Origin of the sequence: Nocardia sp. NPDC051030 (assembly GCF_040683015.1) — a bacterium.
Taxonomy (GTDB): Bacteria; Actinomycetota; Actinomycetes; order Mycobacteriales; family Mycobacteriaceae; genus Nocardia.
Map to the genome: position 1 here is coordinate 722,458 of NZ_JBFBCD010000003.1, position 19,579 is coordinate 742,036.

The 19,579-nt window shown below is 65.9% G+C and carries 19 protein-coding genes; 12 read left to right on the forward strand and 7 right to left on the reverse strand.

All coding sequences use genetic code 11. The features are described from left to right. The first annotated feature begins 205 nt into the window (after nucleotides 1-205). From AB0N05_RS12725 to AB0N05_RS12735, 3 genes are read left to right on the forward strand one after another with little or no spacing between them, the layout of a single operon-like run. A complete protein-coding gene (locus AB0N05_RS12725) occupies nucleotides 206-1,507 on the forward strand; it encodes an ABC transporter substrate-binding protein (protein ID WP_364691699.1) in 1,302 nt (433 codons plus the stop codon). Then, nucleotides 1,504-3,333 (forward strand): hypothetical protein, encoded by a 1,830-nt coding sequence (locus AB0N05_RS12730; protein ID WP_364691702.1) that lies wholly within the window; start codon nucleotides 1,504-1,506, stop codon nucleotides 3,331-3,333. Before AB0N05_RS12725 ends, AB0N05_RS12730 begins: the two co-directional genes overlap by 4 nt. After that, complete coding sequence (locus tag AB0N05_RS12735; RefSeq protein WP_364691705.1) at nucleotides 3,330-5,174, forward strand: hypothetical protein; 1,845 nt, start codon at nucleotides 3,330-3,332, stop codon at nucleotides 5,172-5,174. The genes AB0N05_RS12730 and AB0N05_RS12735 overlap by 4 nt, the downstream gene beginning before the upstream one ends. Before the next feature lie 3 nt (nucleotides 5,175-5,177). On the opposite strand, the gene AB0N05_RS12740 is transcribed toward AB0N05_RS12735, so the two are convergent. Continuing rightward, the gene (locus AB0N05_RS12740; protein ID WP_364691708.1) at nucleotides 5,178-5,738 is read right to left on the reverse strand and encodes an ester cyclase; all 561 of its coding nucleotides are present in this window, start codon (nucleotides 5,736-5,738) and stop codon (nucleotides 5,178-5,180) included. A 101-nt stretch (nucleotides 5,739-5,839) separates the two neighbouring features. Here AB0N05_RS12740 and AB0N05_RS12745 point away from each other — a divergent pair, with 101 nt between their 5' ends. Both AB0N05_RS12745 and AB0N05_RS12750 read left to right on the forward strand, forming a co-directional pair. Further along, on the forward strand, nucleotides 5,840-6,520 hold the full coding sequence (locus tag AB0N05_RS12745; RefSeq protein WP_364691711.1) for a TetR/AcrR family transcriptional regulator C-terminal domain-containing protein: 681 nt from the start codon (nucleotides 5,840-5,842) through the stop codon (nucleotides 6,518-6,520). Nucleotides 6,521-6,532: 12 nt separating this feature from the next. Beyond that, nucleotides 6,533-7,033, forward strand: coding sequence for a MepB family protein (locus AB0N05_RS12750; protein ID WP_364691714.1), 501 nt, complete (start codon nucleotides 6,533-6,535; stop codon nucleotides 7,031-7,033). On the opposite strand, the gene AB0N05_RS12755 is transcribed toward AB0N05_RS12750, so the two are convergent. Next, on the reverse strand, nucleotides 7,007-7,987 hold the full coding sequence (locus AB0N05_RS12755) for a MerR family transcriptional regulator (RefSeq protein WP_364691718.1): 981 nt from the start codon (nucleotides 7,985-7,987) through the stop codon (nucleotides 7,007-7,009). The two genes, AB0N05_RS12750 and AB0N05_RS12755, sit on opposite strands and share 27 nt — an antisense overlap. A gap of 87 nt (nucleotides 7,988-8,074) precedes the next feature. On the opposite strand from AB0N05_RS12755, the gene acpM reads away from it, so the two are divergent. Then, complete coding sequence (gene acpM, locus AB0N05_RS12760) at nucleotides 8,075-8,386, forward strand: meromycolate extension acyl carrier protein AcpM (RefSeq protein ID WP_364691721.1); 312 nt, start codon at nucleotides 8,075-8,077, stop codon at nucleotides 8,384-8,386. Continuing rightward, complete coding sequence (locus AB0N05_RS12765) at nucleotides 8,376-8,825, forward strand: SRPBCC domain-containing protein (RefSeq protein ID WP_364691724.1); 450 nt, start codon at nucleotides 8,376-8,378, stop codon at nucleotides 8,823-8,825. Before acpM ends, AB0N05_RS12765 begins: the two co-directional genes overlap by 11 nt. A gap of 15 nt (nucleotides 8,826-8,840) precedes the next feature. Here AB0N05_RS12765 and AB0N05_RS12770 read toward each other — a convergent pair whose 3' ends face one another. Further along, on the reverse strand, nucleotides 8,841-9,479 hold the full coding sequence (locus AB0N05_RS12770) for a TVP38/TMEM64 family protein (RefSeq protein WP_364692341.1): 639 nt from the start codon (nucleotides 9,477-9,479) through the stop codon (nucleotides 8,841-8,843). A gap of 320 nt (nucleotides 9,480-9,799) precedes the next feature. Here AB0N05_RS12770 and AB0N05_RS12775 point away from each other — a divergent pair, with 320 nt between their 5' ends. From AB0N05_RS12775 to meaB, 3 genes are all read left to right on the forward strand, one after another. Then, nucleotides 9,800-11,674 carry a methylmalonyl-CoA mutase family protein gene (locus AB0N05_RS12775; protein WP_364691727.1) on the forward strand — a complete coding sequence of 625 codons (1,875 nt, stop codon included), beginning with the start codon at nucleotides 9,800-9,802 and terminating at the stop codon, nucleotides 11,672-11,674. Beyond that, a complete protein-coding gene (gene scpA, locus AB0N05_RS12780; RefSeq protein ID WP_364692344.1) occupies nucleotides 11,671-13,929 on the forward strand; it encodes a methylmalonyl-CoA mutase in 2,259 nt (752 codons plus the stop codon). Before AB0N05_RS12775 ends, scpA begins: the two co-directional genes overlap by 4 nt. A 71-nt stretch (nucleotides 13,930-14,000) precedes the next feature. Further along, nucleotides 14,001-15,032: a methylmalonyl Co-A mutase-associated GTPase MeaB gene (meaB, locus tag AB0N05_RS12785; RefSeq protein WP_364691730.1), complete on the forward strand. Its 1,032-nt coding sequence runs from the start codon at nucleotides 14,001-14,003 to the stop codon at nucleotides 15,030-15,032. Between the two features lie 210 nt (nucleotides 15,033-15,242). Here the strand turns inward: meaB and AB0N05_RS12790 are convergent, their stop codons facing one another. Further along, nucleotides 15,243-15,533, reverse strand: coding sequence for a hypothetical protein (locus AB0N05_RS12790; protein ID WP_364691733.1), 291 nt, complete (start codon nucleotides 15,531-15,533; stop codon nucleotides 15,243-15,245). A 157-nt stretch (nucleotides 15,534-15,690) separates the two neighbouring features. Here AB0N05_RS12790 and AB0N05_RS12795 point away from each other — a divergent pair, with 157 nt between their 5' ends. Continuing rightward, complete coding sequence (locus tag AB0N05_RS12795; RefSeq protein WP_364691735.1) at nucleotides 15,691-16,632, forward strand: helix-turn-helix transcriptional regulator; 942 nt, start codon at nucleotides 15,691-15,693, stop codon at nucleotides 16,630-16,632. Beyond that, nucleotides 16,622-16,825: a DUF397 domain-containing protein gene (locus AB0N05_RS12800; RefSeq protein ID WP_364691738.1), complete on the forward strand. Its 204-nt coding sequence runs from the start codon at nucleotides 16,622-16,624 to the stop codon at nucleotides 16,823-16,825. Before AB0N05_RS12795 ends, AB0N05_RS12800 begins: the two co-directional genes overlap by 11 nt. Nucleotides 16,826-17,122: 297 nt before the next feature. Here the strand turns inward: AB0N05_RS12800 and AB0N05_RS12805 are convergent, their stop codons facing one another. From AB0N05_RS12805 to AB0N05_RS12815, 3 genes are all read right to left on the reverse strand, one after another. After that, entirely contained in the window at nucleotides 17,123-17,566 is a 444-nt protein-coding gene (locus tag AB0N05_RS12805) for an SRPBCC family protein (RefSeq protein WP_364691741.1), read from the reverse strand. 197 nt (nucleotides 17,567-17,763) lie between these two features. Further along, complete coding sequence (locus AB0N05_RS12810) at nucleotides 17,764-18,207, reverse strand: SRPBCC family protein (RefSeq protein ID WP_364691744.1); 444 nt, start codon at nucleotides 18,205-18,207, stop codon at nucleotides 17,764-17,766. A 209-nt stretch (nucleotides 18,208-18,416) separates the two neighbouring features. Continuing rightward, nucleotides 18,417-19,541, reverse strand: coding sequence for an epoxide hydrolase family protein (locus AB0N05_RS12815; protein WP_364691747.1), 1,125 nt, complete (start codon nucleotides 19,539-19,541; stop codon nucleotides 18,417-18,419). Nucleotides 19,542-19,579 lie beyond the last annotated feature (38 nt).

The window sequence follows — 19,579 nt, forward strand, 5'->3', positions numbered from 1 at the left end:
TGGCATTGCAGCGCTTCGACGAAGAACATGAGACGACCGGTGATCAGCACCGGCTCAGCCGAAGGATGAAGAGTTACTCCATCGAGCCTGGCATAGATCGCCATTGCCGGGCAAACTGCCTGAAATTTCGGACCCGGGCGAATACTCTGCCAGGCAGGGGAAGGGCGACGCCGCAGGACCGACGTCGCGGGAGGCGACCGAGTCGATGGTTACGCGCAGGGCGGCATTGCGGGCAGGAGTGATCCTGCCGCTGCTGGGAGCCTGCGCGCCGGATGTCCTGCTCGGTGATCGGAACAAGGTCCGAATCGCGGTGCCGTGGAGCGGATTCGAGCGCCAGGCCTTCGACGCGGTGGTGCATCGAACGCACGGTTCCTCGGAACTGAGTGAGGTACAGGTGATTCCGCTCGGCGACGATATCGACACCGCGTTCGCCGCGCGCGGCTCCTCCGCACCGGAGATCGTCATGCTGGCACCCGTGGGACGGATCCGCGAACTCCTCGATGACCGGTACCGGCTGCAAACCATGGACACGAGCCTCTGGCAGGACGCCGACGGGCAACGGTATTCCCCGCAATGGCCGAGCCTGGTGGGGCGCGGTAGCGCGCTCTACGGTGTGCCGTTCAAGCTCAGCCTGAAATCCCTGATCTGGTACGACAGGCAGACTTTCGACGAACGAGGATTACCGGATCCGAGTACCTGGCCGGTGTCGGAGTGGCCGCAGGGGATGGCCAAATTGGCTTCGACTTCGGTGCGGCTGCTGGCCTTCGGTGCGGCGGACGGGTTCGTGATCACCGACTTCTTCGAGAACGTCCTGCTGGCGGCATCCCCGGATGTGTACGCGGAGTTGGAGAACGCGACCGGCGACCGCAAGTGGGACCGGTCCGAAACCAAGACGACGCTGCATCAACTGGGGGAGTTGTGGGGGCATCCGGCCGCGTTCCCGGGTGGTGCCGCGGTGGCCATGACCCGGCAGTTCCCCGATGCCATCCGGGAGGTGTTCGAGCACCGGCGCGCCGCCATGGTGGTGGCCCCGGATTTCGCGGAATCAGTGGTTCGACGGTGTCTTTCGGATGCGCGCCGGGGTTCGGAAGTGGTCGGAATCGCCCGGTTCCCGCCGCTGTACCCGGGTGGTCCGCAATCGATGATCGCCGGTGCCGATGTCATGGTGCTGACCGAGCGTGCGGGAAAGGAAGCCCGGCAGTGGCTGGCCGCACTGGCGGCACCTCAAGCCCCTGAGGTGTGGATCGATGAGTACGGCGGGTTCCTGTCACCGAACCGGCACACTCTGCACCGGACGTCGAAGTTGCTGGAATCGTTTGCCTCCGACTTGGATTCGTGGTCGCGGTTCGATCTGTCGGACCGGATCAGCTGGGGCATCGGTCGTCTGGGCTTGCAGCGCACCCTCGCCGATTTCCTGGTCGATGTCGCGGGCGGAAAACAACTGGATGACGCGGTGGCTGACACGCTCACGAGCCTCATCGAACTGGAGCGGAGGCGGCCCCGGTGACAGCGTCCCGTTTCGATCCGCATGACCTGGAAGCCAACGGCCTCCGGCTCGAACTCACCACGCGCAGGCTGGCGGGTCCGCTGGTGCCCGGTCGGCCACCACAGCGCTGGTTCTGGTTCGCGCTGCGAGTCCCGGGCCTGCTGCTTGTTGCGATTCTGCTGGTGGCCCCGGTGTGCTGGACCATCTGGCAGGCCTGGACGGTGCGGCCGCTCTTGGTGTTCGGGTGCCTGCTCGCCTCGGGTTGCGCTGCGGTCGTGAAACTTCGGCCCGGAAGCCCTCGGGTGCTGGTGCTGGTGGCGGGCTGGGCCGGACTCGGTATCGGCCTGGCGCTGATCGTCCTCGAGGTGTGGGATACCGACTGGGTGGGCGGATATCTCCGAACCCTGGCATGGGTGGTTTTCAGCGCGGTGCTGAGCGGGCTCGCGCTGATCATCGCCTGGTGGGGCAAGGATTCACGCTGGCTGTGGTGGCCATTGCTGGTGCCCTTCGGGATATCGGCCTTCGTCTCCGGCATTGCCTTCCGGCTGATCTTCGAATGGATAGCGGACCGCATGCACTTGGGCGGCATCGTCGAATATCGGATCTGGTTCGCCGCCATGCTCGGTTCGGCGTTCCTGTGGACCTGGCTCGGTGTGCTGATCAGCCTGTGCCGCGCCGCGATTCTCGCCATCGACGCCGACTCCGTGCGGGCGGCTTCGGTGTATCGCGATGATCCCGAGCCGAATATGTGGCGGCACCTGCCACGCATGATTCCGCTGCTGCGCCCGACCCTGCTGATCTTCGGGCTGGTCGTCGGTGTCGCGGCGGCCCGGGTCTTCGACGTGGTGCTCGTCGGTGTGCCCGCCACCTTGCAAGCCTCGGCGGACAGCGCGACGGTGCACTGGTGGAATCTGGCCACCGGCAGCAGTTTCGACAACCCCGACGCCTCCGCGTATGCGCTGGTGCCGGCCGTGCTGATCGGCCTGCTGGCCTGGGCCCTGCAACCCGATATGCGGCGCTACCGCCGGCCGTGGCTGGAAGTGCGGGTGCCGCACCGAGATTCGGCGCGCACGCGATTCGGTCCGACGGTCGTACTCGGCACGGTCACGGTACTGACCTTCGTTCCGATCGGTGTGCTGGTGTGGGTCACGGTGCGTGCGCATCGCGGATTCGACGGGGAGGCGTGGCGCTGGTTGTGGGGGGACGAGGCGCTGAAGCGTTCGCTGGAGACGACGGCGTTGGTGGCGGCGCTGGCCACCATCGTGGTCGTGGCCGCCGCGGTGCCGGTGGCCTTCCGCTTGGCCGCGCTGGCCACCGATCGCCTGGAATCGGCTGTGGCGCTGCCGATTCTGGTGGTTATGACGGTCATGCCCGCGCAGCTGTACGCCGGTCCGATCCGTGCGGTCATGGATAGCGTCGGACTGTCAGGAACGCGGATTCCGCTGATCTTCGTGCACGCGGCGGCCGGTCTGCCCATGGCGATCCTGGTCCTGCGTGGGGCCCTGCTGGCTCCGCCGGACAGTCCCGCCGCCGATGCGCTGCACGGATTGACCAGTTCGGCGACGGCCGCGCGGCGTTTCATCGGCGTGGCCGGTCCGGCGCTCGGTGCGGTGGCGGTGCTGGAGTTCATCCAGGTGTGGAACGACTTCTTCATCGGGCTGCTGGTCAGTGGTGCGGGCGGTAGCCCGTGGTCGCTGCTCCTGTGGGGTGAGGCCCGCCAATTCCATGAGAATGCCGGGCATCTGGCCGCGGGTGCGCTGCTGTCGGCGGTCGTGCCGGTCGCCATCCTGCTCCTGACCTTTCGGCCCTGGCTGGTGCCGGGCTTGACCGGTGGACGCGCGCGATGACCGAGCCTGATCGCGAGGACGCCTCACTCATCGCCGCACCCAGATCCTCACTGTGGCGGGGCTTGCTGGGCACGGCATCGGCGGTCGCCACCGCGCTCATCTACGAACTTGCCCGCAATCTGATCGTGAATTCGCTGGGCGAGGACGCCCACGTGAAGGCGGTCGTCGAGACCGTGCTGTGGGCGCCGGTGGCGGTCCTCGGTGTAGTGGCGGCCGGATACGTGGTGTACCGCCTCGCCCATGGCTGGCGTGAACAGCGTTACGCCGCACGGGAATCCGACCTGATGTCGACGCTGGCCGAACCCGGCCCGCTCATCACCCCGGATACCGGTGTGCGAGTGGCGGTGTCGCAATCGGGTGCGCCGGGCCGAGTGGACGATGACACGCTGGTCGCGGCTACCGCCGTCATCGACGCCCTCCCCATCAGCGCGTACCGGACCGCCGCCCTGCTGTACATGCTGGCGGCCATGGTGGACGCCCCGCATCGGCGGCCGGATGTGGAAGATCCGCCGAACGACCGGGCCGGTCAGCTGCTGGCGGCCCTGCTGGGGGAGCGGATCACCCTGCTCACCGCCGACCGGTGTGAACGCCGCGATCCGCCCGCCGGTTCGACCCCGCCGGTGCTCGATGCTTCGGGCCCGATGTGGCCGGCCGCGCTACCGGCCCTGCTGCGCTATCACGCGGATCTGGCCGAGCGCTGGGCGCTGGCCCTGGGCCGTACTGCCGCGGCGGCCGCAGCCCGCCGCTGGTTCGCGGCCGAAGCGCCGTATCTGCATGGACTCGTCATCGACTGCGTGACAAGGCGATTGGAGCCGCCCATGCGCATGCTGCACCGCGCGATCATCCCGGATCTGGCCCGCCTCTGTGACGCCCTCGACGCCTGGTATGCGATCGTCGGCCGGGACGAGGACACAGCCCGCCCCGGCGACTCGATCGGTGTGGCGCAGGCGATGCGCATGCTGACTCAGCTGGGGGACAATATCTCCGACCCGTTGGACGCGACACCCACCGGAGCCTCGGAGCCGGGGCTGCGCCCCTACTGGCAGCTCGCCCGCATTCGTACCGGTGAGGCCGCGGTGGCACCGGGCGGTATTCGCCACCGGCGGTTACGGTTTCGTCGACAGCAACGCCAGCTCGAGACCAGCCTGCACGCTCGCGCGGTTCATCGCATGGCACTGCTGCGTTTCGCCGGGCTGCGTTCGGCCGACCCCGCGCCCATCCGCACCGCCGCCTTGACCAGCGTCGAGCAGGACCTGGAACGCGCCTGGCGGCGGCTGCCCCGCCCGGATATCACGGGTGAGGTATCGGCCCTGGTGAATCTCGCCGTCGTCCACCTCCATCAGGGCCGCCTCGACGCGGCCGCCGACCGCCTGGAACTTGCCGAAACCCTCACCCGCGCCGACCACGACCCCTACGGCCGCGCCCACACCCACGAAATCTCCGGCGCGGTGTGGTGGGCGCGCGGCGAACCCGCCCAAGCCATCCGCTGCTGGCAGTTCGCCCTTCGCGACTACCGGTCCCTGAACGACACTCTCGGCATCGCCCGCAATCTCCAGCACTTGGGCGCGGCCGCGGTCGTCGCTCCCGAATACGGTGGGCTGCTCCTTACCGACTCGTCACCCGCGACCACGGTCGAGGTCCTGAGGCAGGCCATCGGCTGGCTCGACAAGGCCATCACCCTCAGCACCTCCGCCAACGATCGGCATAGAGCAGAAGGTTCGACACCGGTAATTCGATACGCGCTCGAGTATCGCGAGAAGGCTCGGCAAGCCCTACACGGCGCACCCGGCCCACTGAATCCCCCAGGGGAACCCCAGGATTGGCCCCTCCCGGACGCGTGAACCTCAGGCCGAGAGATCGGCGGGTGGGGTGTTGACCAGCAGGGGATTGGGGTCGCGGGACATAGCGAGTAGGCCGCGGAGCGCTCGAATGACCAGGGGCCAGGTGCGGGGGTCGCGGAGGTTCAGGCCGCCGATGAGCTGCTTCAGCATCGAGAGTGTGTCGAAGTAGATTCGCTCGACGACCAGGTTCTCTTGCTCGTCGAAGACGAAGTACGCCGTCATTCGGGTGCGATGTCGGGATCCGGTGGGCGGGATGCTTCCTAGTGGCCCCAAATGCGTTCCCAGCAGCCAGAATTCGACGATGACAGCGTCGGCGCTGTGCCGCATGGCGATGATCTCGTGATCCTGGTCGGGGAACGCGATCCGGGTGTCGTGGTAATAGTCGCGCACCGCGGTATCGCCGTCGTGGACCGTGAGGGTCGGGATGATCTCGTAGTGCGGGTGCGGGAAGGTGGCCAGGACGTCGTCCCAGTCCTGGCGGACCTCATCGTGGAAGTGGTCGAGGACGAGTTTCTCGCGGGCCCGCAGCACCTCGATGGCCGGTATGGCGAAACGATCGGTCATGGAAGCACCTCGTGTCGTTGGTTCCACGCCGTATTAATTCCACGGCGTGGGAATAGCGTCAGGGTAAATCCACGCCGTGGAAATATGCAAGAGTGGTGGCCATGCAGGGAACCTCGCGCCGTGGGCGGCCTCCGAAGGCGGAAGCCCAGCTCTCCCGCGCGGCCATCCGGGAAGCGGCGCTCTCGGTCCTCGACGCCGAGGGCATCGCCGCGGTGAGCATGCGGTCGGTGAGCCGCGTGCTCGGCGTGGACGCGAAAAGTCTGTACCACCACGTCGACAGCAAGGACGACCTGCTCGACGCCATTGTGGAACACCTGCTCGGGCAGCTTCGCATGCCCGCGCCGACGGACTCACTCGACGCCGACGTGCGCGCGCTGGCCCACGAGTTTCGCCGAGTCACGCTCGCCCATCCGGAAGCGGCGACCCTGGTCCTGACCCGCCAACTCTCGTCCCTGTCCGGGCTGGCCCCGATCGAAGCGGTTCTCGCCGTTCTCCGCCGGACGGGCCGCGCCCCCGAGGAAGCCGTTCACCTGCTCCGCACCCTCCTGGCCACACTGATCGGCACCCTCCTGCGCGAGGTTTCGGCCGGACCCACCTTCGGTACCGATGATGCCGAGGGAATCGCCGACCGGCAGCGCACCCTCGAGGCCTCGGGCCTTGTGCAAGTCGCCCTCGCTGCACCGCATCTGGCCCGTTTCGACCGCGATCGCGAGTTCGATTACACCCTCGATCTGCTGGTTCACGTCGTTACCGCCCGGACCACCGAATCGAATGCGCACTAGGATGCCGCAGTGATGAACTCGAGTTGGCGCCGTGGGTTACCGGACGAACTCGAGGCGGCCCGGGAGCTGTTGTGGTCGCACGGGGAGGTGTGCACCGAACCGATAGCCGAGCCTGAGAGCGCGCAATACGGGGCATTCGCCTTCTCGGTTCAGGGGGAGCAGGTCCGATTCCGGATCGCGAAAACAACCCCCACCAAGCCCGGCCAATTCGTCACCGTCTGGCAGCGCTCGGAGGAGGGGCCGATCCGGCCCTTCGACCTCGCGGATGGGGTCCGGTACTTCATCATCAGCGTCGGCGATACCGAGACGCAGGGCTACTTCATCTTCCCACTCGAAGTTCTCCTGCTGCGAGACATCGTGTCGCGCAATGGAGTCGGCGGAAAGCGCGGTTTTCGAGTGTATCCGCCCTGGGTCTCGCCAACGAACCCCCAGGCCCGCCGCGCACAGTCCTGGCAGCTCGAGTTCTACAAGAGCGCCATTCGGTCATCACCCAAGGCACGCGCCGATGCGTGAGAACGTGATCCGTCCGGCCGCACCCGTCGGCGGCAGATCGGCTGAGCGGTTCAGTGCCTGATAGAGCCAGTAATGGGCCTGTCCCATCGTGGCGGGCGTGTGGGAGAGCTCGGCGGTGAGGGTCCAATAGCGATGGATACGCCGGTCGGTGTCGGTGGCGTCGCACAGTAGTTGTGCGCGGAATGCCGGGGAATCCTGTTCTCCCCGTGCGGCGGCGTGAGCACCGACGAATCGATCGAGTTCGCGTCCCGCGTGTGGTTGCGTGCCCTCCGCGAGGTGTGGCAGTACATCGACCAGTACCTCGCCTACGTGGAAGAACAGTTCTCGATGGTCGCGGATCAAATGCGGCTCGCTGCGCCAGAGTTGTTGTCCCACAGCGCCATGGAGTTCGGGATCGGTGACGAGCCCGGTCAACTCGGCATAGGAGACGACTTCTTCGATCGAGGGGTCGGCAGGTGGTTCCGGGATGGTCGCGTCCGCGAAGGTGTCGAAGTCGGATCGTGTTGTGCCGGTGAGCACTCGCCGCCAGAACCGCACCAGGCAGTCGTGAGCGGCGCGACCGTCCTGCACCGCGGCCAGGAGAGCGAGTCGCGGGGCTCGCTCGCTCGGTGACGCGGCATCGACCGCTCGCAACGAGGCCCGCCGCCATGCGAGGGCTTCGAATTCGATATCGAGGCGGGCACTTTCGGCGGCGATGGCCTCGCCGAGTGAGCGTTGTCCGCGCAGCACCTCGGTGATGGACGCAAGTCCGAGGCCGAGTGCGCGCAGCCGCCGTATCAGCAGCAGTCGTTCGGTGGCGCTGTGCGCGTCGAACATGCGATGCCCGCCCGCGCTGCGGTGTGACTCCAGAATGCCTTCGTCGCAGTAGAACCGGATCGTTCGCACCGAAAGACCGGTTGTGCGAGCCAATTTACCGATGCTCATCGACTCGGTCGGCTGTGTGTTGTCCGTCACAAGTTGTAGAACCTCCACCCCGGTGGAGCTCCTAGCGTAGTGCCAGCGTCGATTTGGGCGCATCCGAGCACAGAGAAGGAGACATGCGTGGCTACCTCGCAGGAGGAGATCGTTGCCGGTATCGCCGAGATCGTCGAGGAGGTGACCGGCATCGAGGCCTCGGAGGTGATGCTCGAGAAGTCCTTCGTCGAGGACTTGGATATCGACTCGCTCTCGCTGGTGGAGATCGCGGTGCAGCTCGAGGACAAGTATGGCGTGACGATTCCCGACGAGGACATGGCCGGGCTGCGGACCGTGGGCGATGCGGTGACCTATGTGCAAAAGATGGAGGCGAACCAGCCGGAGCTGGCCGCGGAATTGGAGGCGAAGCTCCGGGAGGGCGGCACCGGTGATCGCTGATTCGGCCCTAAATCCCGCCGCGGTGGAGCTCGGCGGGTTCTTCCGGCAAGCACCGCACACCATTTGGCGTGCGCTGACGGAGCCGGATCTGCTCGGACAATGGATGGTGCGTCCGACCGGATTCGCGGCATCGGTCGGAACGCGTTTCGTGTTCACCGTGCCCGATCAGCCGCGCGGTGAGATCGCGAGCGAAGTCCTGGTGGTCCGGCCGGTCGAGCAGTTGACCTACAGCTGGGTCTATGTGCGGCCGGAGTTCCCGATGCGGTGGATTGTCGAATGGACCCTGCGGCCACAGGGCCGCGGCACGCGACTTCTCTTGACGCAAACCGGGTTCGATATCGAACACCGGCGGCAGAAGATGGCCCGCAATGCCATGGAGCGTGGCTGGCGAACTACCTTGTCGCGGCTTCCCGGGGTACTCGACAGGAATGGACTGTGAGGCCGGAGCCTTCGATCACGGTGCGACGGGCTCGGGTTCGGCCTCGACGGCAGTCGGCACGGGCAGGCGGGCATCCACCACCAGTCCGATGACGCCCACCGCCAGACAGGCGGCCGTCACGATCAGTTGCGCGGGGGAGGTGCGGTTGGTGAGCGCGTCACCCAGCAGCACCGTGCCCACCGTCCCCGGCACGATGCCCACGAAGGTCGCGATCAGATACGGCGTCATCCGCACCGAAGACAATCCGGCGCAATAGTTCACGATCGCGAACGGCGCGAACGCGATGAGCCGCAACGACCCCACCGCCAGCCACCCGCGCCGCGCCAGCCGCTCGTCCACCGCCCGCACCGCCGGGTGCGTCAGCCGCGCCGACACCCGCTCCCGATCCAGCGCCCGCACCAGCAGCAAGGCCAGCACGGCACTCACCGTCGTCGCACCGAGCGCCAGGCTCAACCCCAGCACCGGCCCGAAAAGCATTCCCGCACTCAGCGTGAACACGGTCCGCGGAAACGGCACAATGCACACCAGCGTGTGCGCCACAAAGAACACCAGCGGCAACAGCGGCCCCACCGAATCGGCCCACACCCGAATCTGCTGTGGCCCCGGATGCGGCGCGAACACAGCCAGCGCCAGCAAGAGTCCGCACCCGACCACCACCGCGAGAACGCGCGGTTGCCGCAGGCGGCGGAGCTGCCCGATCAGGCGTTCGCGAGGTCCTTGCACGGTTGTCGGCACCGAGCCAGGGTACCGGCTCCCGCTGGCGACTTTGCTGGTCTGCCACCGCCTTACTCGCTTGTTGGCGGGATGCCAAGTTACCGGCCGGTAGTGGAGTCCTGGCGGATGTCATGGGGAAGTGCCCGCTAGCATCAGGGGAAAGACGATGAATGCTCGTTAACCGAAGTGGGCGCTGAGCTGTGCGTATGCACCGCAAATCGACCTTTCGGTCAGTGAGTGGGGAGAAGGAAACAGCAGCTATGCCGATTGCTTCCGACGCGGAAACGGGCCCGGTGCCCGAGTATGCCGCCTGGCGCAAGGGTGTCGCCGGGGTGCTGGCGAAGGCCCGCAGGGTGGACGCAACCGAACTGCCGGACGAGCCGGAGAAGCTGCTCGCGGTCTCGACCTACGACGGCCTCACCGTCAATCCCCTCTACACGCGCCGCGATGAGCTGCCCGAGCAGCCGCTGCCGGGTGAATTCCCGTTCGTGCGCGGTGGCGACGCCACTCGCGACGTGCATCGCGGGTGGTACGTGAGCCAGCGCTTCGGCGGCTCGGACGCCAAGGCGGTGAACCAGGACATCCTGCACGCGCTAGAGAACGGCGTCAGCGCGATCTGGCTCAGCGCCGGTGAGCGTGGCGTGCCGGTCACGGATCTGCCGACCGCACTGAAGGGTCTGCTCTTCGAGCTGGCTCCACTCACCCTGAACGCCGGTCCCGACACCGATCTGGCCGCGGCGCAGGTGTTCTCGGTGCTCGACGCCTATGCGACTGCGCAGGGTGCGGCCGTGAACCGCGAGGACATTCGAGTCAACCTCGGTGCGACCCCACTGACCAGTCTGTTCGGCGGCTCCACTGCCATCGACCTGGATGGCGCGGTCGAACTGGCCAAGCAGGCGGTGGCACGGCCGGAATCGGTGCGCGCGATCACCGTCTGCGGCGTGGCCTTCCACAATGCCGGTGCCTCCGACGCGCAGGAACTGGGTGCGGCCGTGGCCGCGGGCCTGGAATACCTGCGCGCCCTCACCGGTGCCGGTGCCGATATCGCGGATGCGCTGAGCCAGCTGGACTTCCGGCTCGCCGCCACCGACGACCAGTTCGAGACCATCGCGAAATTCCGTGCCGCACGCCGCCTCTGGGCGCGCGTGGCACAGGTGTGCGGTGCTCCCGCCTTCGGCAATGCGCCGCAGCAGGCCGTCACCTCCCCGGCCATGATGACCCAGCGTGACCCGTGGGTGAACATGCTGCGCACCACTCTGGCCGCCTTCGGCGCGGGTCTCGGCGGCGCGGATATCGTCACGGTGCTGCCGTTCGATGATGCCCTGCCCGCCGGGGAACTCGGTGTGTCCAAGGTGTTCTCGGACCGGATGGCCCGCAATACCCAGCTGCTGCTCCTCGAGGAGTCGCGCCTGGGTCACGTGCAGGACCCGGCCGCGGGCTCCTGGTTCGTCGAATCGCTCACCGATGAGCTCGCCGCCAAGGCGTGGGAGTTCATGCAGGAGATCGAGAAGGCGGGCGGCTACCTCGAGGCCTTGCAGGCCGGTCTGCTCGCCGAGCGGATTGCCGAGACCCGCGCCAAGCGCGATTCCGATGTGGCGCACCGCAAGACGGCCGTCACGGGCGTCAATGAATTCCCGAACCTGGGTGAGGAGCCGCTGTCCGAGGCGGCCCGCGTGCAGGGCCAGATCGCCCGCTACGGCGCGGCCTTCGAGGCACTGCGCAATCGCTCCGATGCCTTCCTGGCCGCGAACGGCGCGCGGCCGAAGGCGCTGCTGGTGCCGCTCGGCCCGGTTTCGGAGAACAATGTGCGTGTCACCTTCACCGCCAACCTGCTCGCCTCCGGTGGCATCGAGACGATCCACCCGGGCGCGCTGGAAGCCGCCGGAATCGGCGCTGCGGCAACGGCATCCGGTGCCACCGTCGCGGTGCTGTGCGGCTCCGACTCGCGCTACGGCACGGACGCCGCGGCCGCGGTGGATGCGCTGCGGGCGGCCGGTGTGACCACCGTGCTGCTCGCCGGTGCGGAGAAGGCGGTCGCGGACCTGACCGGCGCGCAGCGGCCGGACGGATTCCTGACGGCTCGGATGGATGCGGTGACTGGTCTGTCCGGCCTGCTGGAAAAGCTGGGAGCATAGCGATGAGCGATATCAAGCATCTGATCGGCAATTTCGCCGAGGTTCCACTGGGGGAGCCGGACACCGCTCCGGTCGAGGCCGGGCAGGTGGACGCCTTCGTCAAGGAAGCCGCCGCCGCGAATCACTATGCGCCGGAACAACTGACCTGGCAGACCCCCGAGGGCATCGACGTGCCGCCGGTGTTCACCAAGGCCGACCGGGACGCGATCGTCGCCGAGGGTTACCCCCTGGACAGCGTGCCGGGCCTGGCCCCGTTCGTGCGCGGCCCGTACCCGACCATGTACGTGAACCAGCCGTGGACGATTCGCCAGTACGCGGGCTTCTCCACCGCCGCGGACTCGAATGCCTTCTACCGCCGCAACTTGCAGTCCGGTCAGAAGGGCCTCTCGGTAGCCTTCGACCTGGCCACGCACCGTGGCTACGACTCCGACCACCCGCGCGTCACCGGCGACGTGGGCATGGCCGGTGTCGCCATCGACTCCATCCTGGATATGCGGGAACTGTTCGATCAGATTCCCCTGGACCAGGTTTCGGTGTCGATGACCATGAACGGCGCGGTGCTGCCGATTCTGGCTTTGTATGTCGTCGCCGCCGAGGAACAGGGCGTCAAGCCCGAGCAGCTGGCCGGAACCATTCAGAACGACATTCTGAAAGAGTTCATGGTCCGCAATACCTACATCTACCCGCCCAAGCCCTCCATGCGGATCATCTCCGACATCTTCGCGTTCACCTCGTCGAAGATGCCGAAGTTCAACTCGATCTCCATCTCCGGCTACCACATTCAGGAAGCCGGAGCCACGGCCGACCTGGAGCTGGCCTACACCCTGGCCGACGGCGTGGAGTACATCAAGGCCGGTATCGACGCGGGCATGGAGGTCGACAAGTTCGCGCCGCGACTGTCGTTCTTCTGGGCCATCGGCATGAACTTCTTCATGGAGGTCGCCAAACTCCGTGCGGGACGGCTGCTCTGGAGTGAGCTGGTCGCCAAGTTCGAGCCCAAGAGCGCGAAATCGCTTGCCCTGCGCACGCATTCGCAGACCTCGGGCTGGTCGCTGACCGCGCAGGACGTGTTCAACAATGTGGCCCGCACCTGTGTGGAGGCCATGGCCGCGACCCAGGGGCACACCCAGTCGCTGCACACCAACGCCCTGGACGAGGCGCTCGCGCTGCCGACGGACTTCTCCGCCCGCATCGCGCGAAACACTCAGCTGCTGATTCAGCAGGAGTCCAATACGACTCGCCCCGCCGACCCGTGGGGCGGCTCGTACTACCTGGAATGGCTGACCCACCAGCTGGCCGAGCGGGCCCGCGCCCACATCGCCGAGATCGAGGCGCACGGCGGTATGGCGCAGGCGATTTCGGAAGGCATCCCGAAGCTGCGCATCGAAGAGGCCGCGGCCCGCACGCAGGCGCGCATCGACACCGGTCAGCAGGCCGTGGTCGGCGTCAATAAGTATCGGGCCGAAGAGGACCAGGCGATCGAGGTCCTCAAGGTCGAGAACTCCCGCGTGCGCGCCGAACAGAACGAGAAGCTCGTGCGCCTGCGCGCCGAGCGCGACACCGCTGAGGTTGAACGCGCCCTCGCCGACTTGACCCGTGCCGCAGCCTCTTCCGAGGGCGGCATGGACAATAACCTGCTGGCCCTGGCGATTGTCGCCGCGCGCGCCAAGGCGACCGTCGGTGAGATCTCCGATGCTTTGGAGAAGGTGTACGGCCGCCATCAGGCCGAAATCCGCACGCTCTCCGGCGTGTACCGGGAGGAGGCCGGGAAGGTGTCCAACATCAGCAAGGCCATCGAACTGGTCGAGGAATTCGCCGAGGCGGAGGGCCGTCGCCCCCGCATCCTGATCTGCAAGATGGGGCAGGACGGCCACGACCGCGGCCAGAAGGTGATCGCCACGGCGTTCGCCGACCTCGGCATGGATGTCGATGTGGGCCCGCTGTTCCAGACTCCTGAAGAGGTGGCGCAGCAGGCGGCCGACAATGACGTGCACGTCGTCGGCGTGTCTTCGCTGGCCGCAGGCCACCTCACGCTGGTGCCCGCCCTGAAGCAGGCATTGGCCGATGTCGGTCGCCCCGACATCATGGTCACCGTCGGCGGCGTCATCCCGCCCGGCGACTACGACGAGCTGTACGCCGCCGGTGCCGCGGGCATCTTCGGGCCCGGCACCGTTATCGCCGACGCGGCCATCGATCTCATCAAGAAGCTGGGGGCCGAACTCGGCCACGAGATCGGCACCGGCGCAAGCGAATGACCGACGCCGGACGTGCGGCGGCCGAGGGTGGCAGTGACCACCCTCGGCTTGGCAGCACTGCAGGAGTGGCCATGTCCGGGAGTGCTCCGCGTCCCGCGGTGAAGGCCGCGCGGCGGGTGGTCGATGTTGATCAGCTGGCCGCGGACGTGCGGGCCGGGCAGCGTGCCGGGCTGGCACGCGCTATCACTCTGGTCGAATCCACCCGCACCGACCATCGGGAGCTGGCCCAGCAACTACTGCTGAAGCTCGCTCCCGAAGGCGAGCAAGTGGTTTCGAACCGAGTCGGCATCACCGGCGTCCCGGGCGTCGGCAAGTCGACCTTCATCGACGCGCTTGGCATGTATCTCATCGGGCAGGGACATCGCGTCGCGGTGCTGGCGGTGGACCCGTCGTCCACCCGTACCGGTGGTTCCATCCTCGGTGACAAAACCCGCATGGCCCGCCTGTCGGTGGAACCCGATGCGTTCATCCGCCCGTCGCCCACGGCGGGCACCCTCGGTGGCGTGGCGAAGGCGACCCGGGAGACCATCGTCCTGCTCGAAGCCGCGGGTTACGACGTGATCTTGGTTGAGACCGTAGGTGTCGGGCAGTCCGAAGTGACGGTCGCGAACATGGTCGACGTGTTCTGTTTCCTGACGTTGGCGCGCACCGGGGATCAGTTGCAGGGCATCAAAAAAGGTGTTCTGGAGTTGGCTGACCTGGTCGCGGTCAATAAGGCCGATGGTAAGCACGAGCTCGAGGCCAAGGGGGCGGCCCGTGAGCTGGCGGGTGCCATGCGGTTGATTCACCCGCGTGAGTCTCTGTGGCATCCACCGGTGCTCACGATGAGCGGGCTGAACGGTACTGGGTTGGACAAGTTTTGGGACACGGTGCTTATCCACCGTCGAACCTTGACCGAGGCAGGTGAATTCGGGGAGAAGCGGCGTCGTCAGCAGGTTGACTGGACGTGGACTATGGTGCACGACAGTCTGCTTCGGCGTCTTACGGAGAATCCGAGCGTGAAGTCTCTTCGCGCTGAGGTGGAGAAGCAGGTCCGGGATGGGTCTTTGACTCCGGCGCTGGCTGCTGAGGAGATTCTTCGGGCGTTCGACGGAAGTATGTAAGGACGGAAAGACAAGAGATACAAGATAAAAGACGCCTGGACGAGAAGAGAAGAAGACCCTTACGGCTCGCTTCGCTTCGCCGAAGGGGTCGAGTCCTCGGCCCGACGGGTGTGGCCGGGTTGCCTTCGTCGAGAGGGGACATGAGCCGGGGTTTTGTCCGTTTACCCCTGCCTAATGTCCCTACTGAACGTGTTTCAGTGTTGGGGGGCGCTAGTTGAGGGCGGCGGTGTCCATTAGGACGGTGAAGATTGCTGTGTCCCAGGGGGTTGGGTCGGCGCCGGTGAGGATTGCGTCCAGTAGGGGTGCGTAGGCCAGGCTGCCTGGGCCGTAGTGGCCGGAGGCACGGGCGCTGGCGATTACAGCTTGGATTACCGCCGCATAGATATGCGATCTAGGCGCCTTGATGGTGCGGCCCGAGGCCTCGAGTTGCTGTAGCAGGGACTCAACCGCGTCGATTACGTCGCAGAGGACTCGGATCTCGATGTCGCGTGTGCTGTCCATGTCAGCGCCTCATCCGCGTGGGTGGCTGGTCGGGAGGGTCTGCGATAAGCACATCACTCGCAACTGAGTGCATGAGTGGTATCCGAATATTCAGATTGGTTCGTCTGAAATGCCATGAGGCGATGCGGATTTGCGGAAGATAGGTAGGCGGATTCGTGTGGATGAGGGATTCACATTCGAGGAGCCAGCGATGCCTGAGGTGGATGAAGGTACGTCGCCGACGCTGATGCGTCGGCAATTGGGGCGCTTCCTGCGTGAGACTCGGGAGGGGCAGGGGCTGTCGATTGCCAATGCCGCCAAAGAGGTGCAGTTGAGCTTCAATGCGCTACAGCGGCTCGAGACCGGGCGGACGGTGAATCCACGTCGGCAGGATGTGCGCGAACTGTGCTCGCTGTACGAGGTCGATGCCGACCAAACCGAGAAGGCGGTCGGGCTGGCTTCTCGCGCGGCAGCGGCCAAGGACGAAGGCGGCATCACTTCGCTCGGTGGGTTGTTCTCCGATGCCTTCAATATGTACGTGAACATGGAACGTGCTGCGCGCACGCTCATCTCCTATCAGGAGTTGGTGCCCGGTCTGCTGCAAACCGCAGACTATGCGCGGGCGATGATCAGCGCGTTCTTCGCCGACGGCAGTCGAGACGACATCGAACGGCGGGTCCAGGTCCGGCTCGATCGACAGATCCTCGTCATGCGCAAGACAAGCCCGCTCGCGCTGGATGTCCTACTCCATGAATCGGCCCTGTACCGGGTGATCGGTAACCCGGAGGTGATGGCGACTCAGCTGCGGGAGCTCGCAGAGGTGAGCAAGCGGCCCAACATTTCGCTGCGCGTGCACCCCTTCTCCGCTGGGTCGGTTTGGGGTTTGCCCGCAGTCCCTTTCGTCCTGCTTGATTTCGGCAACGACAGCAAGGGGCGACCTATCGAGCCTCCGATCGTGTACCTCGACGGTGCCATGAGCAGCGATCTCTACATCGAGAAGAGTGATGTTGTACGGCGCTACCATGAGTTCGCTGAGGCCGTACGGTCCACTGCGCTGGACGAGGTGCGGTCGCGAGACCTGATACGGCAGGTAGCTAGGAGATTCAACAGTGAACGTTGACACGTCCGGAGCGCGTTGGTTCAAGAGCAGCTTCAGTGAGACAAGTGGCCAGTGCGTGGAGGTCGCGTTCCTCGAGGGTGGCTCGGTCGGCGTTCGGGACTCTAAGAATCCGCAAGGCGCAGTGCTGGTTTTCACCGCAGGGGAGTGGGATGTGTTTACCGTAGGTGTGCTGGGTGGAGAGTTCGGAGGTTAAACGTTGTGAGTGACGACCTACGGTTCGTTTCGACGGTGGAGGAACTGGATTCGCTGCCGCTGCTATCGGTGATCATGGCGGCGAAGCCGTCTCGGTCGGTGTTTCAGAAGTGGCTCGATCAGCAGGGCGGGGCGCCCAAGTGGGTTCGGACGTCCAGTGATGATCGGTATACCTCTGAGGAGATGGCTGTGGGGCCGTTTCCGTTGTCGGCCCCACAGCAGTTTTGGTTTGTGGTGTTGTATGACCCCTCTGTGCACGGGCATCCGAATGACTGGGCGACCGTGGGTGGGGGACAGGTCAGCGGGTGAGGGCTTTGTCGGCGGCTGCTAGGACTTTGCCGAATGCGTAAACCACGGTTGGTTTCATGAGCAGGCGGGTGAGGGGTGCGGCGGCGAACGGGATCGCCATTTCGCCGGTGGTCGTCCACGTGACGTGGGTGCCGCCCTCGACCTCGGTCAACTTCAGTTGGCCACCCTCGTGTCGGGATGGCGGGAAGCTGCGCTCGACCAGGTAATCGAAACTGTATGGCGGGTTGTAGGCGGTGATTCGCTCTCGGAACCAGCCGATCGTCCAGGTGAGCGCTCGTACCGCGCCGACCCCGTACGGTGCGGTCTCTCCCGGGTGGCTCAGCCGGGACCGCAGTACGACCGACGAGCTGGTGTAGTTGCTGGAGTCCGCCAGCCACTCGAAAACCGCCTTGGGCGGCGCGGCGATGAAGCGTTCGACCGTAATGGTCTCCATGATTGTTCTCCCCTCTACTACAATCGATAGTAGCACTGCTTCGCCGCTTGAATCATGAACCGGCACAACATATTGAGGCTCACCCGGCTATCAACTCACCCACGTGCTCGCCGCGCAGTGGCACCATGTCACCCCGCCGGTCTGTCCACGTTGCGGCTGCCGCGTCGCGCTACCGCACCGGCGGCCCGAGGCCCGGGTCAGTGGGTGAGGGCCTTATCGGCGGCTGCTAGGAGATTGCCGAATGCGTAAGTGAGGGTTGGTTTCAGGAGGAGGCGGGTGAGTGGGGCGGCGGCGACGGGGGACGCAATCTGGCCTGTGGTTGTCCACGTGACGTGGGTGCCGCCCTCGACCTCGGTGAACTTCAGTTGGCCACCCTCGTGCCGTATTGGCGGGAAGCTGCGTTCGATGAGGTAGGCGAAATCGTGGGGTGGGTTGTACGCGGTGATTCGCTCTTGGAACCAGCCGATCACCACGGTGAGGAGTCGGACTGCGCCTGCGCCGTAGGGGGCGGTTTCGCCCGGGTGGGTCAGGCGTGACCGCAGTACGAGGAAGGAGCGGGTGTAGTTGCCCGCGTCCGCGAGCCAGTCGAAAACTGCTTTGGGTGGGGCGGCGATGAAGCGTTCGACGGTGATGGTTTCCATGATTGTTCTCCCCTCTACTACAACCGATAGTAGCACCGCTCGATCACTTGAATCATGAACCGGCACAACATATCGAGGCCTGGACAGCGGGCTTCGGCGCGCGATACCGCGCTCCACCGCGGCTTCGTGAATAGCCGAAGATCAACATGCACTGGTGTAGGCATCGCCCGAGAAGCGCCTGCGCCAGTGCATGCTCGTGAACTTTGACCTCAGTTCAGGGGGCCGAAGAATTGTTGCAAGTCTTTGGCCAGTAGGGCCGGGGCCTCCATGGCCGGGAAGTGCTTGCCGCGTTCGAATTCCGTCCAGTGGCTGCCTTCGGGGACCGGGACCAGGCGGCGGACCGTCTCGTCCGCGCCGAATACCGCGAAGCCCTGCGACACCGATGCGGGGCCGCCCCACTCCGAGGAGTGCGACTGGTCGAACAGGGTGTGCGCGGCCGTCGCACCGGCTCCGTTGAACCAGTACAGGGACACCGTGGTGAGGAGCTGATCGCGGTCGATGGGCAGGTCCGTCCACTCTGTGAACTTCTCCGCGATCCATGCCAATTGCAGGATGGGGGAGTCGGTCAGTCCGTAGCCGATGGTTTGGGGGCGGCTGTTCTGGATGGCCAGATAGCCGGAACCGACCCGGCGGAACTCTTCCATTCGAGTCAGAATCAGCTTGTCCACCGGATCATTCGGATCGAGGCGGTCGGCCATCCCGGGCAGGAAGGTTGCCGTATTGGCGGCCGTCAGCGGATCGGTCACCACGTGGATGCCGAGCACATACTCGCCATCGAGGCTTCCGACCATCCCCGAGACCCCGGCCCCGATATCTCCGCCGTGCACGCCATAGCGCTCATATCCGAGACGCCGCATCAGTTCGACCCAGGCTCGCCCGGTCCGCCCCATCGACCATCCGGCCGCGCTGAGCGGAGTCGAGAACCCGTACCCGGGCAGTGACGGCACCACGACATGGAAGGCCTGGCCCTCGGCGGGATCGACCAAAAGGTCGAGGAGACCCATGAATTCGGCCACCGAGCTCGGGAATCCGTGCGTGATCAAGAGCGGTTTGGCCTCGGGATGGCTGGAGCGGACATGCAGGAAATGGATTTGCTGTCCGTCGATCTCGGTGGTGAATTGCGAATAGGCATTGAGCCGGGCTTCCATGGCGCGCCAGTCGTATTCGGTCCGCCAGTATTCGGCGAGTTCCTTCAGGTCTGCCAGGGCGATCCCGCGCTCCCAGCCGGTGCCGGGGACCTGGCCGCTCCAGCGGGCGTGGGCGAGACGGTCGTGCAGGTAGTCCAGTTCGGACTGCGGAATATCGATGCGGAAGGGCCGAATCTCGGTGCTCATCAAGGTAACTCCGTCCACTGAGGGCTAGTGCTTCATGG

Coding starts and splice junctions, on each gene's coding strand:
- AB0N05_RS12725 (WP_364691699.1), top strand. CDS start 206: ATGGTTACGCGCAGGGCGGCATTGCGGGCAGGAGTGATCCTGCCGCTG.
- AB0N05_RS12735 (WP_364691705.1), top strand. CDS start 3,330: ATGACCGAGCCTGATCGCGAGGACGCCTCACTCATCGCCGCACCCAGA.
- AB0N05_RS12740 (WP_364691708.1), bottom strand. CDS start 5,738: ATGACCGATCGTTTCGCCATACCGGCCATCGAGGTGCTGCGGGCCCGC.
- AB0N05_RS12745 (WP_364691711.1), top strand. CDS start 5,840: ATGCAGGGAACCTCGCGCCGTGGGCGGCCTCCGAAGGCGGAAGCCCAG.
- AB0N05_RS12750 (WP_364691714.1), top strand. CDS start 6,533: ATGAACTCGAGTTGGCGCCGTGGGTTACCGGACGAACTCGAGGCGGCC.
- AB0N05_RS12775 (WP_364691727.1), top strand. CDS start 9,800: ATGCCGATTGCTTCCGACGCGGAAACGGGCCCGGTGCCCGAGTATGCC.
- meaB (WP_364691730.1), top strand. CDS start 14,001: ATGTCCGGGAGTGCTCCGCGTCCCGCGGTGAAGGCCGCGCGGCGGGTG.
- AB0N05_RS12790 (WP_364691733.1), bottom strand. CDS start 15,533: ATGGACAGCACACGCGACATCGAGATCCGAGTCCTCTGCGACGTAATC.
- AB0N05_RS12805 (WP_364691741.1), bottom strand. CDS start 17,566: ATGGAGACCATTACGGTCGAACGCTTCATCGCCGCGCCGCCCAAGGCG.
- AB0N05_RS12810 (WP_364691744.1), bottom strand. CDS start 18,207: ATGGAAACCATCACCGTCGAACGCTTCATCGCCGCCCCACCCAAAGCA.
- AB0N05_RS12815 (WP_364691747.1), bottom strand. CDS start 19,541: ATGAGCACCGAGATTCGGCCCTTCCGCATCGATATTCCGCAGTCCGAA.